General features: G+C 58.7%; 13 protein-coding genes. 10 read left to right on the plus strand and 3 right to left on the minus strand.

The genetic code is table 11. The features are described from left to right. Positions 1-95 precede the first annotated feature (95 nt). The 4 genes from xrtV to IPF76_RS15740 all read left to right on the plus strand — a co-directional run bounded on the left by xrtV (position 96) and on the right by IPF76_RS15740 (position 3,831). A complete protein-coding gene (gene xrtV / locus IPF76_RS15725) occupies positions 96-1,004 on the plus strand; it encodes an exosortase V (RefSeq protein ID WP_293846034.1) in 909 nt (302 codons plus the stop codon). Beyond that, the gene (epsI, locus tag IPF76_RS15730) at positions 1,001-1,705 is read left to right on the plus strand and encodes an exosortase-associated protein EpsI, V-type (protein ID WP_293846037.1); all 705 of its coding nucleotides are present in this window, start codon (positions 1,001-1,003) and stop codon (positions 1,703-1,705) included. Before xrtV ends, epsI begins: the two co-directional genes overlap by 4 nt. 34 nt (positions 1,706-1,739) lie before the next feature. Continuing rightward, on the plus strand, positions 1,740-2,549 hold the full coding sequence (locus tag IPF76_RS15735; protein WP_293846040.1) for a hypothetical protein: 810 nt from the start codon (positions 1,740-1,742) through the stop codon (positions 2,547-2,549). 187 nt (positions 2,550-2,736) lie between these two features. Beyond that, positions 2,737-3,831, plus strand: coding sequence for a glycosyltransferase family 4 protein (locus tag IPF76_RS15740; RefSeq protein WP_293846043.1), 1,095 nt, complete (start codon positions 2,737-2,739; stop codon positions 3,829-3,831). Here IPF76_RS15740 and IPF76_RS15745 read toward each other — a convergent pair. Further along, positions 3,820-4,776 carry a UDP-glucuronic acid decarboxylase family protein gene (locus IPF76_RS15745; protein WP_293846046.1) on the minus strand — a complete coding sequence of 319 codons (957 nt, stop codon included), beginning with the start codon at positions 4,774-4,776 and terminating at the stop codon, positions 3,820-3,822. The genes IPF76_RS15740 and IPF76_RS15745 overlap by 12 nt on opposite strands. Before the next feature lie 170 nt (positions 4,777-4,946). On the opposite strand from IPF76_RS15745, the gene IPF76_RS15750 reads away from it, so the two are divergent. Further along, positions 4,947-6,083 (plus strand): glycosyltransferase family 2 protein, encoded by a 1,137-nt coding sequence (locus IPF76_RS15750; protein WP_293846049.1) that lies wholly within the window; start codon positions 4,947-4,949, stop codon positions 6,081-6,083. On the opposite strand, the gene IPF76_RS15755 is transcribed toward IPF76_RS15750, so the two are convergent. Together IPF76_RS15755 and IPF76_RS15760 are read right to left on the minus strand one after the other, a co-directional pair. Continuing rightward, positions 6,043-6,840, minus strand: coding sequence for a WecB/TagA/CpsF family glycosyltransferase (locus IPF76_RS15755; protein ID WP_293846052.1), 798 nt, complete (start codon positions 6,838-6,840; stop codon positions 6,043-6,045). The genes IPF76_RS15750 and IPF76_RS15755 overlap by 41 nt on opposite strands. Then, the gene (locus IPF76_RS15760; protein WP_293846055.1) at positions 6,837-8,414 is read right to left on the minus strand and encodes a tetratricopeptide repeat protein; all 1,578 of its coding nucleotides are present in this window, start codon (positions 8,412-8,414) and stop codon (positions 6,837-6,839) included. The genes IPF76_RS15755 and IPF76_RS15760 overlap by 4 nt, the downstream gene beginning before the upstream one ends. Before the next feature lie 196 nt (positions 8,415-8,610). Between IPF76_RS15760 and IPF76_RS15765 the strand changes: the two genes are divergently transcribed. From IPF76_RS15765 to IPF76_RS15785, 5 genes are all read left to right on the plus strand, one after another. Continuing rightward, positions 8,611-9,156, plus strand: a complete 546-nt coding sequence (locus tag IPF76_RS15765) for a polysaccharide biosynthesis/export family protein (RefSeq protein ID WP_293847376.1) — start codon at positions 8,611-8,613, stop codon at positions 9,154-9,156. 19 nt (positions 9,157-9,175) lie between these two features. Continuing rightward, complete coding sequence (locus IPF76_RS15770) at positions 9,176-10,384, plus strand: hypothetical protein (RefSeq protein WP_293846058.1); 1,209 nt, start codon at positions 9,176-9,178, stop codon at positions 10,382-10,384. An 8-nt stretch (positions 10,385-10,392) separates the two neighbouring features. After that, positions 10,393-11,832 (plus strand): Wzz/FepE/Etk N-terminal domain-containing protein, encoded by a 1,440-nt coding sequence (locus IPF76_RS15775; RefSeq protein WP_293847377.1) that lies wholly within the window; start codon positions 10,393-10,395, stop codon positions 11,830-11,832. A 70-nt stretch (positions 11,833-11,902) separates the two neighbouring features. After that, positions 11,903-12,661 (plus strand): CpsD/CapB family tyrosine-protein kinase, encoded by a 759-nt coding sequence (locus IPF76_RS15780; protein ID WP_293846061.1) that lies wholly within the window; start codon positions 11,903-11,905, stop codon positions 12,659-12,661. A 263-nt stretch (positions 12,662-12,924) separates the two neighbouring features. Beyond that, the gene (locus tag IPF76_RS15785; RefSeq protein WP_293846064.1) at positions 12,925-13,581 is read left to right on the plus strand and encodes a hypothetical protein; all 657 of its coding nucleotides are present in this window, start codon (positions 12,925-12,927) and stop codon (positions 13,579-13,581) included. Positions 13,582-13,630: the final 49 nt, after the last annotated feature.

Below are 13,630 nucleotides of genomic sequence, written 5' to 3' on the forward strand. Positions count from 1 at the left end.
TGTCCCGCCGTGATACGCTTTAAACCATCAGCGACATTGGCATGAAGACCGGTATCGTCTATCCGAACTTTCCTGTTCCAATTATCGAGTAATTAATGGCCACTGTCGCCGATCCCAAGATCACGTCAGACCTCCCCGGTCCCGCCGCACGCGTGATTCCGCTCGGATTGATCGTGTTGGTGCTCGGCGTCGCATCATTTTGTATTCCAACGATGATGTTTGTGGTGCGCCAGTCCTGGACGGGCGAGGAAGGTGCGCACGGCCCGATCGTCCTCGTGACCGGGCTGTGGCTGCTCTATCGCCAGTGGAAAGAGGTCAAGGAGCTCGCAACGCCGGCTCCGTCGGCGCCGGTGTGGGCGCTTCTGGCCATCCTCATCCCGCTGGAGATATTTGCGCGAATAACTCAGATCGTCGAAATTGAAGGCTATCTGATGTATTTCACCTTGCTGGTGGTGCTCTACAGTCTTGTCGGCCTTGAGGTGATGAAGCGGCTCTGGTTTCCCCTTTTCTATATCGCGTTCATATTCCCGCCGCCGGATACCTTAGTGGCCGTTGTTACGGTTCCTATGAAGATGTGGCTTTCTGAAGCGGCGATCTGGTTTCTAGACCTGCTCGGTTACCCGATCGGCGGCGAAGGCGTCAGAATTTATATTGGTCAATATGAGTTGCTGGTTGCCGCGGCCTGTTCCGGGATCAACTCGATCATCTCGCTTTCGGCTATCTCGCTATTTTACATTTACATGCGTCACCAGGCACGCTGGCAATATGCCTTGTTGCTCGTCCTCTTCATCATCCCCGTCGCTCTGGTCGCAAATTTCTTTCGCGTCCTCATCCTGATTTTGCTGACATATCATGCCGGCGAGGCGGCCGCTCAGGGGTTCCTCCATAATTTCGCTGGTATCTTGATGTTTGGAATCGCGCTGATTTCGATTTTCGCTCTCGACCTGTTGCTGAAACCGGTCTGGGACCGTTACGTCGGCAAGACAGAAAGGGCCGCGTCATGACAGAGAGTGAACGCTTGTCATCGCCAAACCTCTCCCGACGTAACATGCTTTTGGGCGCTGTTCTCGCTGGCGCATCGGGGTTCGCTTATGCCCGGCAGCCGGCGATCGCTCATCCCGTCGTCCCCGAGAAGGAATTTGAGAGCTGGGTCCCTCCGAAGTTCGGGAACTGGACAACGGTATCGCAAAGTGGCGTTGTTCTTCCGCCGCCTGATACGCTGCGCGACCGGTTATACGACAATCTCGTGACCCGCGTTTATGTCGCGCCCGACCTTCCAGCCGTGATGCTGCTCCTTGCGTATAACAATGCGCAGGATGGCGTGCTCCAGGTCCACCGCCCCGAAGTCTGTTATCCTGTCGGCGGCTTTGAGCTCAGTGCCACTCGGGAAATCATGCTTAACGCGAGCGGCCAGGCCGTTCCCGCGAATATGTTTACCGCCTCTGCGCCCGGTCGCGTCGAGCAGGTCGCCTACTTCACCCGGCTCGGAACTGTGTATCCGCGCAAGTGGATAGAGCAACGCGTCGCCGTGATGCGCGCCAATCTTGCCGGAGAAATTCCGGACGGCATGATGATGCGGGTCTCCGCCCTAGGCATCGACCAGCGAGAGGCGCAGCCTCTCCTGGCGGCATTCGCCGGCCAATTTATCGAAAATTCAAACCCACGGATGCAGCGCTTGCTGCTGGGACAAGATGCAAGAGGATAAGGCAATGAACCGGACAATCAGCTTCACATGTGCATTGATCGCACTTTCGCTTTCGGCATGCGACAAGGAGGCGACCGGCCAGGTCGCGGCCGTCGTCAATGGCGAAGAAATTACGCTTCAGGAAATCAATGCCGAACTGGGCAGCGCCGCGATTCCGGAAGGTGTCGACAAGAAACTCGTCCAACAGGCCGCGCTCCAGCGGATCGTCGAACGGCGGTTGCTCGCACAGGCCGCGCGCGACGACGAACTCGACAAGACCCCCGATTATCTTCTGCGGGAGCGGCAGTTGCGCGACGCGCTTCTGGTCCAGCTCATGGGTCAGCGCGCCGAGCGCGCTTTGAAGGTCCCCGGTGAGCAGGAAATCGACAAGTTCATCGCGGACAATCCCGTGATGTTCGCCGAGCGAAAGATCTTGGCTGTTGATCGCATTCAGTTCGCGATGCCGAAGAATGTGGATCAGCTCAAGGCGCTCGAGAATGATCATTCCATGGAGGCAGTGGCAGCTCGCCTCAAACAGATGGGGATCGAGTTTCGCCGGGATGCGACGCAGATCGATTCAGCTGCGCTGGGTCAGCAAAGGCTGCAACAAATTCGCGCTCTGCCCGCGGGTGAGCCATTTGTGGTTCCGGAGAATGGCGTCGTGACTGTGGGCGTCGTAACCGGCGAGCGAGCCGAGCCCGTTCCTGCCGCAAATGCACGTCCGATGGCTGTTCAGGCTATTCGCAACAAGCAAATGAGCGAGACGATGCAGCAGCGCCTGAAACAAAGCCGGACCAGTGCGGAAATTCAGTATCAGCCTGGCTTCGCCCCGGCCCCTGAAAAGGGCACTCCCACCAAAAAATGACGGAACTGGGCGCTCCACAGTGTGGAGATCTCGGCAGGAACGGATCAATAGGAGGAGCGGTGCCCCTGCCCCCCTCGCCCATTGTTAGCGACCTCGGCTGGCCGGAGCCGCAATCCGCAACGGGCTTCACCTGCTCGGCCCACCCCAACGGGCCGGACGTAATGGTCAATGGGAGTATCGGACCGACATGAGACTGTTATTCGCGTTACCGGGCTTCCATCGCTACGACCGCGGCGCAGAAGTCGCTCTGTTATCCGTGGCTGATGCGCTCGCACGCAGCGGTGAAGACATCACGGTCATGGGTTCTGGTGAGAGCCGGCCTGACGCCGCCTATAAGTTTCGCCATGTGCCAGCGGTACGACGTGAGCGCTTCGAGCGCTTTCCTCACTTCCCGCCACTCCGCAGCGAGACCGCATGGGAGGATGCCAGCTTTTCACCGGGGTTGCTCGCGGCCTACAAACCCACCGCCTATGATGCGGTCGTAACCTGCTCCTTTCCCTTCACTCACTGGGCGTTGCGACGCCCTTCGGCGAAGCAACCCTTGCAGATTTTTGTCACCCAAAATGGGGACTGGCCTGCTTTCGCGTCAAATTCCGAGTATCGCAGCTTCGCCTGCGATGGTCTCGTGTGCACCAATCCCGATTATTTGGCGCGCAATCAGCAGCAATGGAATTGCGCACTGATACCAAATGGTGCCGACCTTGCGCGCTTTCATCCCGGCCCCGCTGACCGTGCTCGTTTCGGGCTTCCGGCGGATCGGCCAATAATCCTGATGGTGAGCGCGTTCATCGCCACCAAACGGGTGATGGACGCCATTCGTGCAGTCTCAAAACTTGATGACGCCTTTCTTGTTGTCGCAGGCGATGGCCCCCTTCGTGACGAAGGTCAGGCCCTCGCCGACGCGCTGCTTCCCGGCCGCTTCAAGCGGCTAAGTTTGGCTGCAGCCGACATGCCGATGCTCTACCGCTCGGCCGATGCATTTGTGCACATGTCGCTGCTCGAATCTTTCGGCAATGTCTTCATCGAAGCTTGGGCAAGCGGACTCCCGGTGATCGGTCACGACACTGACCGACTGCGCTGGATCCTCGGCGCAAATACCGAATTTCTGTGCGACACGGAAAATCAACCCACGCTTGTGGACATGTTGCAGGCCGCCCTTGCCCGCGGCGCAGAGCGCGCTGGTCACCCTGACGGGATCGAACGCTTTTCCTGGGCCACCATTGCAGATCAGTACCGCGATTTTATCGCGGGCCTGATCACCCAGCGCGCGTCAGTTCGCTAGCTGCCGGAAATAATCGATTGTTTTGACCAAGCCTTCGCGAAGCGCGATTGACGGCTCCCAATCCAGCTCTGCACGGGCAAGCGATATGTCAGGCTTACGCTGCGTCGGGTCATCCGAGGGCAAGGGACGCTGTACCAGTTTAGACCGCGCGCCGGTCATTTCGATTACCAGCTCGGCAAGTTCCCGGATCGTGAATTCTACAGGATTACCGATATTCACGGGTCCCGTGAAACCCTCGCGCGAGCTCATCAGCCGCAGGAGACCTTCGACGAGGTCATCGACATAACAGAAGCTTCGCGTCTGCGAACCATCGCCAAAGATGGTGATGTCCTCGCCGCGTAAGGCCTGCATTACGAAGTTGGAGACGACGCGGCCATCGGACGGGTGCATCCGCGGGCCATAGGTATTGAAGATGCGCGCGACTTTAATGTCGATGCCATGCTGCCTGTGATAATCGAAGAAGAGCGTCTCGGCACAGCGCTTCCCCTCGTCGTAGCAGCTGCGCAAGCCGATCGGGTTGACGTTGCCCCAATAGCCCTCTGTCTGCGGATGTTGCGTTGGATCCCCATAGACTTCGCTCGTCGAAGCTTGAAGAATTGGAACCTTAATGCGCTTCGCCAATCCAAGCATATTGATCGAGCCGATGACCGAAACTTTCGTCGTCTGCACAGGATCATGCTGATAATGGATAGGTGACGCCGGGCACGCCAGATTGAAGATTGCCTCGACTTCCACGAAAAGTCGGAGGCAGACATCATGACGAAGGAATTCGAAACGGGGATGGCCGAGCAGATGGGCTATATTCGCCTTGGCGCCAGTGAACAGATTATCGACGCACAGCACCTCGTCCCCCGCGGCGATCAATCGGTCGATGAGATGCGATCCGACAAACCCTGCGCCGCCGGTGACCAGCACCCTGCGGGCCGAGAAATATTCGCGCGCCATTGTAAAACCCCTTAAATGTTCACAGCCTTCCTAGACACCGAGCGGGTGACTGCATAGGGACGATGTGAAATGAGTAGCGATTTGAGACAGCTGCGGTCGACATCCTTGTGGGCCCACCATTCCTTTAGAAGGCCGACGCCGCGATGATCTTGTCGCTCGCTTGGCTCGTGATGCTGCCGCTTGCCTTTTCGCTGGTCTACCTGGGCATCGAACTGGCTGTCGGCCTCAGTCCGCTACCGGACGAGGACGGGACATGTATCGACAGACAGAGGCGGGTCACGATCCTGGTTCCGGCGCACAACGAAAGCGCGGGGATAACCCAGACCGTCAGCGCGCTAAAGGCGACAGCGCCGACGGCCGAGATATTGGTCATTGCTGACAATTGCGACGATGATACCGCGGCGCTTGCGCGGCAAGCGGGCGCAACTGTGGCCGTGCGTGACGACCCCAGCCGCCGCGGAAAGGGCTATGCTCTCGCGTTTGGACGCGATGTTCTTGAGCAAGATCCGCCAGACGCAGTGATTGTCATCGACGCTGACTGCCGTCTCGCGCAGGGAAGCGCGGAAAGACTGGCCTTGCGCGCGCTAGCGCATGGGCGGCCCGTGCAGGCTTCAAACCTGCTGACCTCGGATCAGGCGTCGCCGCTTGTCGCCGTTTCGAATTTTGCAATGCTGATCAAAAACCTCGTCCGCGCGCGCGGACTCAAGCGGCTCGGCGGCGGTGCAATGCTCTTCGGCACCGGCATGGCCTTTGGCTGGCCGCTTTTCGCCCGGCTCCCGCTCGCCACCGGAGACGCAGTTGAGGACCTTAGTCTCGGTTTGTGGCTTGCCAGGCAGGGTGTGCCTGTCGACCTCGACGATCGCGCCCAGGTCACGAGCAGTGCAGCGCCAGTCGAGAGCAGTCGCGCCCAGCGCAGCCGTTGGGAACATGGTTTTTTGCGCACCGCGGCGACAAAAGGCCTGCCGCTGATGCTGGAAGGAATTGTTCGACGCTCACGGAATCTCGCGACATTAGGCACCCATCTGCTGGTTCCGCCGTTGGCGCTTCTGATGCTCTTGTCGATAATTGGACTGGCGATTGCGGCTGCAGCCGGGTTCTGGACTGGCCACTGGATACCGCTCACGGTTGGAGGAAGCGCATTTGCCTTCGCCAGCGCGATGCTCCTGGTCGCCTGGTGGCGCTACGGAAGGGCGGTGCTACCCTTTGCGGACCTATTGCGCATACCGTTGTACATCATCTGGAAGGTCCCGATCTATATCGGTTTCTTCACTCGTAACCAGAAAGACTGGAACCGGACGCAGCGCTGAGGCGAGCAGACTTTTCGCGTTGCCAGCGCCGCCAAATCATAAAAATTTCAGGGCCATCGATCAGGTAACGGCGCCAAAGTCGGCGGGGTTCACTCAACAGCCTGAAGAGCCATTCGAGGCTGGCGCGCTGCATCCAAAGCGGCGCGCGCGTCTTCGCTCCGGTGAGAAACGCGAGCGACGCGCCAACGCAAAGCGCAACACCCCGCGCGCGGCCGCGCTCTAGTATTTCGGAACAAACAAGCTCGCTCTGTGGAGCACCAATCACGAAGAAGATGACATCGGCGCCGCTGGCTTCGACAAATTCTGCGATCGCGATGCGTGCTTTTGCATTATGGCGAACGCCCATAGGCGGCTCGTGAAATTGCCATCCAAAATCTGGATAGCGCAGAGCAATTTCGCGATGAAATTGCGCATCGCCTCCGACGACCGCAATCTTTCCCGAAGGGAGCACATCCTCGAGCAGATCCCGGGTCAGGTCGCTTCCACGCACGAGCGGAAGGTCCAAGCCGGACCATGAAGCCAAGCGCTGCAGAATGCGGCTGTCGCAAACGCAAAGCGTCGCATGATCATAACTGGCGACTTGCTCCGGATCATCGGTTCGGAACAGTTGTACGATATGGTCTACATTGGGCGTGACGACGTAGGAGAAGGTCTCGCTGTCGGCAAGATCTCGGACGCAAGCGGCCACCGCAGCAGCCGACCAGCGATCAAACATCAGACCCAGGAACTCGCAGCGCAACGCGCCTTCACCGGTCATCGCGTCACGATCCGGCCGAAAAGGCCATTGGGAGGTGCCTGACCGGGAAGAAGATCGACACCATAAAGCGTCGCTGCGTCAGCGAGCCCCGTCCGCGCCTCGGAAGTACATGCCTGCCTCAATCGCGTGCAAACATCATTGTAAAGTCTCCAGCCACTTAGGAGCGCGGGCGCTGCACGCGTCAACCGCCGAGAGGCCGCAAGGGCTTCGCGCTCCTGCCCTTCCCGCAGCAACCAGTCAACATAGGCCTTTGTTAAGTTTGGGTTCTGGGAATTCGCCCTCAAGCCCTGTCGCCACATACGGCGCGCGTTCTCGAGATCGTCGCGACGTTCATAGATGCGCGCGGCCAACTCCCACGCCTGTTCCTGGCCGGGGCATTGGTTCACGGCAAGCTGTGCCGACGTCAGCGCGCGCGCGAGATCGTTCTTTGCAGCCGCGCCCTCGGCCTGCACGGTCAGCGCCAGGCAGTGGGTTTTGTCTTCATCGAGAACTTGATCGGTCAGCGCGATCGCATCGCTCCAGCGGTTTTCTCGCGCTGCAATGCCGGCCTCCACAGCGTGAAGGTCTTGTCCGTCGAGTCCGCCCAGCAGGACGCGCGCACGCGCGAGTTTCGCGCGATCAACCAGTAATTCCGCCATTGCCAGCCTGGCGGGCTTCGTTCCGGTCTCCCCTACGCGAGCCAGATTCCGATCATCGAGCCCGTCCGGTGCGTATTCGCGCATCACGGCAACGATGGCTGGCAGCTGTTTCTCGGGAAGCTTGGGATCGGCCAGCAAGGCAGTGATCAGCTTCGCTCCATCTTGCGGACGTCCGTCCTTGAAGGCGAAATTTGCTTCGTCGAGCTGCACGTCCCTATTATCCGCCGCAAGCGTTCGCAAAAGGGCGAATTGGCTTCGCATTCCGGGCGCGTCGCGCAGGACGCGATATATCTCCAGCCGGGTCATCACCACGCCAAGGGTTTCGGGCTTCGAGACGCCGTAAGCAGCCAAGACCCGAAGCGCGCTGGCCGGTTCACCTTTCCGAACGGCCACACGCGCTTTCAGAACGACGCCGCCTTCGTTGTTCGGATCGCGAGAAAGAATTTTATCGGCATATCCATCCGCTTCGGCGAACCGGCTGCGGATGACCGCGTGTAGCCCGCGCATCAACAAGGCTTGTGGATCATCGGGTGTCAACGACAGGATCGCGTCGGTAGCTTCGAGAGATTCGCGGAGATTTCCAGTCTGCAGGCCCAGTTGCGAAACCGCCTGCAGCGCCTCGACGTTCGCAGGGTCGAGCGACATGGCATTGCTGTAGGCGTCATAGGCACCGGGTAGCGACCCCGCGGCCATTTCAATCCGCCCGCGCAGAATATGGAATTGCGGCTCGTCGTCACGCATCGCTATGGCATCATTGATTGCCAGGCGAGCCTCGCCTAGTCGGCGCTGTTCCAGGAGCGATTGCGCCTGCAAGGCTTCCTCGGCAGCAGCCGCGTCAGAACGCCCGCACCCGGTAAGCGCAGCTGAAATTGTTAAGACAAACGCAAGCATCAATGTCCCATGATGGATCGATTTCGATTTGATACGACGCATCATAAGCCAGAATTCCGAGTGTTAACGAGGTAGCCAAAGACCATGGGTCACCTTATAAAGATCGTCGTTTAACTGTCGACCGCTCACTGAGGTACCTCCCGAATGATAAAATTTTGCTTTCCTGCGGGATAGCCACAGCAATGGCCATGCTGTCAGTGGCCCATGCACAGACACCAGGGCAGCCCCGGCCGAACCAAAGCTGGCTGCGACCGGCGGCGCTACGGCGACCTCCGCGGCCTCTACATATCGTATCAATGCGGGGGACGAGCTGGAGATTTACGTCTGGGGCGAAGAGCGGCTGCAGCGCAAGGTGAAGGTTCTTCCCGACGGAACGATGGCCTTTCCCCTGGTCGGGCAGATCAAGGTTCAAGGTTTTCTGCCATCCGAAGTGGAAGCGTTGATCACCAATGGGTTGAGCGCGCAATATGTCGGTGCAGTGCCGCAGGTCACCGTTTCAGTTGTCGCTGCCGCCGGGATGCAGTTTTCGGTCATGGGCCGGGTGAAGTCGCCGGGAACATTTTCCCCAGGACGTTATATCAATGTCTTGGAAGCCTTGAGCATGGCGGGTGGGCCAGCCGAGTTTGCGAACCTCGATAATGTTCTGATAATTCGCAAATCGAACGAGCAGTTGACCACATTGAATGTTCGCCTCGCACCTTTATTCAAGACCGGAGTTGACGAGAAAGACGTGGCGCGCGCCAATATTCTGCGCATCGAAACCGGCGACACGGTCATCGTGCGTTGATGAACGGGGGAATAGTCCGATGAAGAAGCGCGCTTCTTCCTTGATTGCGGTGGTTTTGGTCGTCCAATCGCATGTTGCCCTTGCTCAGTCTGAACCCGAGGCGACGCTTGATGTTTCCATCGGCGGTGGTGTTTCCACCAATCCTTATCTCTACAGCGACGCGGAAACCGCCGGTTCGGTGACCCTCAGCGTGTCCCCGTCCATCATTTATGAGGACGAGGTGGGCGAAACCAGGCTCGGGGGAAATCTTCGCGTCTCGCAGTATACCAATCGATACGGCAGCGATGTAGCCGCGCGCTTGGAAGCTTCGACGCGGCGCATGCTCGACGAGCTTACCAGCGTTAACATCTCATCGTCGATTCAGACCGCCCGTTCGGCGGTTCAGGACGGGTTGATCTTTGATAATAGCGTATTGCCAGGTTCGGGCCCCCTCCAACCGCCCGAGATCCCGATTATTGACACGACGATTGCAGGCACACGCGCTCGTGTCACTAATGTCAGCACGAGCATCGGGATATCCCGAGCTCTTGATGAACTCAGCTCGGCTAACGCAAGTGTTTCGTTGGGCGCGACCTATATTGGCGGCGATTTCGGCTTCGATTACCGGGATGCCTCTGCGCAGCTGGGATATGAGCGCAAATTGTCAGAGCGGACGTCGGTTACCCTGGGATCGCAGTTCGGCGTGGTTGACTATCTTGGTCGGCGCACGGGAGACAGCTTGATTGTCTCGCCGCGCATCGGCGTCAGACAGCAGTTGAGTGATCGGCTCAGCGTCGTTGCCGATGCCGGCATCTCCTATGTCGATACCGACATCGGGGGAGGCTTCCACAGGAAATCCGTGTCATTTGCAGGCAGCGTCGGCGTATGCGATCGCGGACCCAATCAGAATGTCTGCCTCGCGGCAAACCGAAGCGCGCAACCGACGGCGTTGGGCGGGGTATCGACGGTCACAACGGCGTCGTTGAGCTACGACACGCAACTCTCGGCCAAGGATCGTATCGCCCTCTCGGGGCGATATGGCCGGACAAATCAGGATGGCCGCGGGCTTCCGCTCTCACGGGTGACGGATCTGATAGGCGCGCTTGCGACCTATACCCATGAGCTGAGTGACCGCGTCGCTTTGACGGTTACCCCCAGCTACTCTAAGATTTACGACGATCTCCAGAAACGCGACGCCAATTATGCGCTGATGATCGGATTGACCGTCAATTTTGGAAAGCTGCGCTAGTGGACGAAATGATGTTTGACGCGCCGCTCGGTGACGAAGCGGCGGGCGGAAATTTTTTTCAGCAATTGCCGGTCATCTTGTGGCAACGGCGCTGGTTCATTATCGTGCCCACGATCATTGGCATTGTTGGCGCAGCTGCCGCGATTTTGCTCGTTCCGCCGGTATATCGGTCGAACGCGATCATGCTGGTCGAGTCACCTCAACTCCCCAAGGAAGTGTTGGGCACGGATTCAGCAGACCTCATCGATCGGCGGATAGCGGCGATCCGCCAGCAGATCACCGCGCGACCCGATCTCATTCAGTTGATCGAACGGCACGGGCTTTACGCGAGTGAGCGTAAGAGCACGCCGTTATCCGATGTGATTGCCGACATGCGGTCGGCGATCACGCTTACACCTTCGGAAACCTCCGCGTCGGCCGGCGGCGGAGCCGCAAACCGGACGATCGCTTTTGAACTCGCGTTCGAATATTCGCAGCCCCTGCAAACGCAGGCGGTGACGCAGGAACTCATGGATCGCGTATTGCAGCTGGATGCACGTGGTAACGCCGAACAGGCCACCAATACCGTGCAATTTCTGACTGACCAGTCGGCCGGCCTCGAGACCCAGATATCGGCCTTGCAGTTGCAGATCGGCGAAATCAACGCCCGCAATGGCAGCGTCCTGTCGGGGGGCGGTATGATCATGGGAGGAAGCGGCGGAAGCTATGATGTGCAGATCGCGGCCCTCCAGCGTGACAATCAGCTGCTCTTGCAGCAGCGCAGTCTCGCGCAAACCAGCGACCAGCGCGATCCGATCGTGGCTGCAGCAGAACAACGGCTGGCTGGAGCCCGTTCGGTCTATGCTGAGACGCATCCCGACGTCGTGATGGCAAAGCAAGCGCTCGCGGAAGCGAAGCGTCTGGCCAAGGATAACAGCGCAAAAATACCCGTTAACACGCTGGACGAGCAAATCGCTTTCAACAATTCCCAGATTGCAGCCTTGCGCAGTGCCAAAGCTGGGGAGACGGCCCAGGTTAACTCGCAGCTCGCTGCACGGGCACGCGCGCCGCTCGTGCAGCAGCAACTTGGTGAATTGCAGCAGCGCCTCACGGCGGTAAATGCGCAATATGAACAAGTTCAAAATCAGCTGATGAGCGCAAAGGCCGGCGTACGGGCAGAAGATGAACAAATGTCCGAGCGCCTGTCGGTTGTCGAGCCGCCGGTGATTCCCGACCAGCCGAGCTGGCCGAACAGGCTGCTTCTGGGAGCCATCGGAATCGGTGGCGGTATCGGGCTCGGATTTCTCCTCGCCCTGGCTGTTGAACTTATTCTTCGACCCATTCGCGATCCATCGGCATTGAAAGCGATCCTTGGGTCGCCTCCGCTCGGCATCATTCCGATGATTGAGCCCGTGCGCATCCAGCCCAGAGGCTGGAAACGATTTCTCTCCTTCCGAGGCACGCGTTGATGTGTCCATATTGTCTAAGGTTGACCCATGGCTGACGCTACTCCGCCCTCCCCCTGGCGATTTGGCCATCTTGAAGCTGGCAAATCTGGCCGGCTTTACGCCTGCAATATCGGACATCAAGAAGCACCGCATCGTCGGTTTCGACAGTCGCGACGCGCGTGCACGCCCGTTCAATTTGCTGCGCACAAGCTTCGCCAAGAAGCTCAAGGAAGAGGGTCATCGACTCGTCGGCATCACGTCGGCAACCCCGGCGGCTGGCAAATCCTTCCTGTCGATGAACTTGGCCAGCTCGCTCGCTCGCGTCGTTGATGAGCCGGTGTTTCTTGTGGACCTGGATATTCGCAGAGCGTCGCTTGCTGAGGAGATCGGGCTCGTACCAGAGCGCGGCATCGAGAGTTTCCTCGAGGGACATGTGAACGATCTGACCGAAATCGGCCACCGTATCGAAGGCACCAACCTCGGCCTTTTTCCGACGCTTCGCCGGACGAGCAACACCGCGGAGCTTCTGGCGGGCGACCGCTTCACGCGAATGATCGAAATTCTGCGCGATCGGTGCGAAGCATCTACAATCTTGTTTGATCTCCCGCCCGCCTTCGCAAGCGACGATGCGATGATCAGCCTATCGCACCTCGACGGGTTCATACTCGTCGTCGATTCAGGAAAGACGACCAGAAGGCACGTCATGGATGTATTGAGCATGCTGTCCCCGACGCCGTGTCTCGGGACCATTCTAAACCGATATAGCGGCGGCCTGGGCGACAGCTACGGCTACGGCTACGGCGGCCCCAATTACGGTAAATATTACGATCTGAAGAACCCCGCCTCCTGACAGCAGTTCTCGCGCGGGCATCGGCGCCTCGCGGAAATCTGGCATCGTTGCCGATGCGTTCGATCGGCTATCGCCCCCAACTCTCAGAATAATGTGGCTTAAGGATTGCGATGTCTCTTCTACCTCTTCACTCTCTTTGGGTCGGGCCAAAGCTAAATTATCTGGAGCGGCTGTGTCTCGCGTCCGCAAAAGCGATGGGTCACGAATTCACGCTTTGGAGCTACGATCCTCAGTCGCTTATGGGCGTCCCACGTGGAACTACGGTGCGCGACGCCGCCGAGGTCATGCCGCAGGAGCGGCTACTGCGCTATCGCGACAGCGGCTCGGTCGCCCTGGGCGCAAATCTTTGGCGAATAGAGCTTCTGGCAAAAGGCTTCGGCTGCTGGGTCGATATGGACTTCATCTTTTTGCGACCGCTTAAAAATGACGCAAGCTACGTCTTTGGCCTCGAATATGAAGGGTGGATCAACAACGCGGTCATATACGCGCCTGCGGACTCGGCTCTCGTCAGCGACCTGCAGTCTCTGCCTCGTCCCAATATGGTTCCGCCTTGGTACGGTCCGAGGAATCGACTGAAATTCCTCTGGCGCCGTTGGCGTGAAGGTCCGATCGAACTTGAGGACTATCCTTGGGGAACATTCAGCGCCGGACTTCTTACCCACGCGATCAAACGTAACAAAGTGATGGACCAAGCAAGCTCTCCGGAGGTGTTTTACCCGGTTCGATACAAGGATGCCCTGTCTCTCTACCAACCAGCCAACGTGGTCAAGGCGATGCTGACAGAAAGAACACGCGCGGTTCACATGTGGCACTCGCGCCTGCAAGGACTGCGCGATGCCCCGCCAGCGCCGGGGTCTTTCATTGACGAGATGTGCTTGCGGTTCGAAGTCGATACGGACGATAGCAAATACGATCGATGACCGCAGCAACGGCCACGAGCCCGGCGAGCGTTTCGTAAGAGATGGATTT

Origin of the sequence: Sphingopyxis sp., from assembly GCF_016704835.1 — a bacterium.
GTDB lineage: Bacteria > Pseudomonadota > Alphaproteobacteria > Sphingomonadales > Sphingomonadaceae > Sphingopyxis.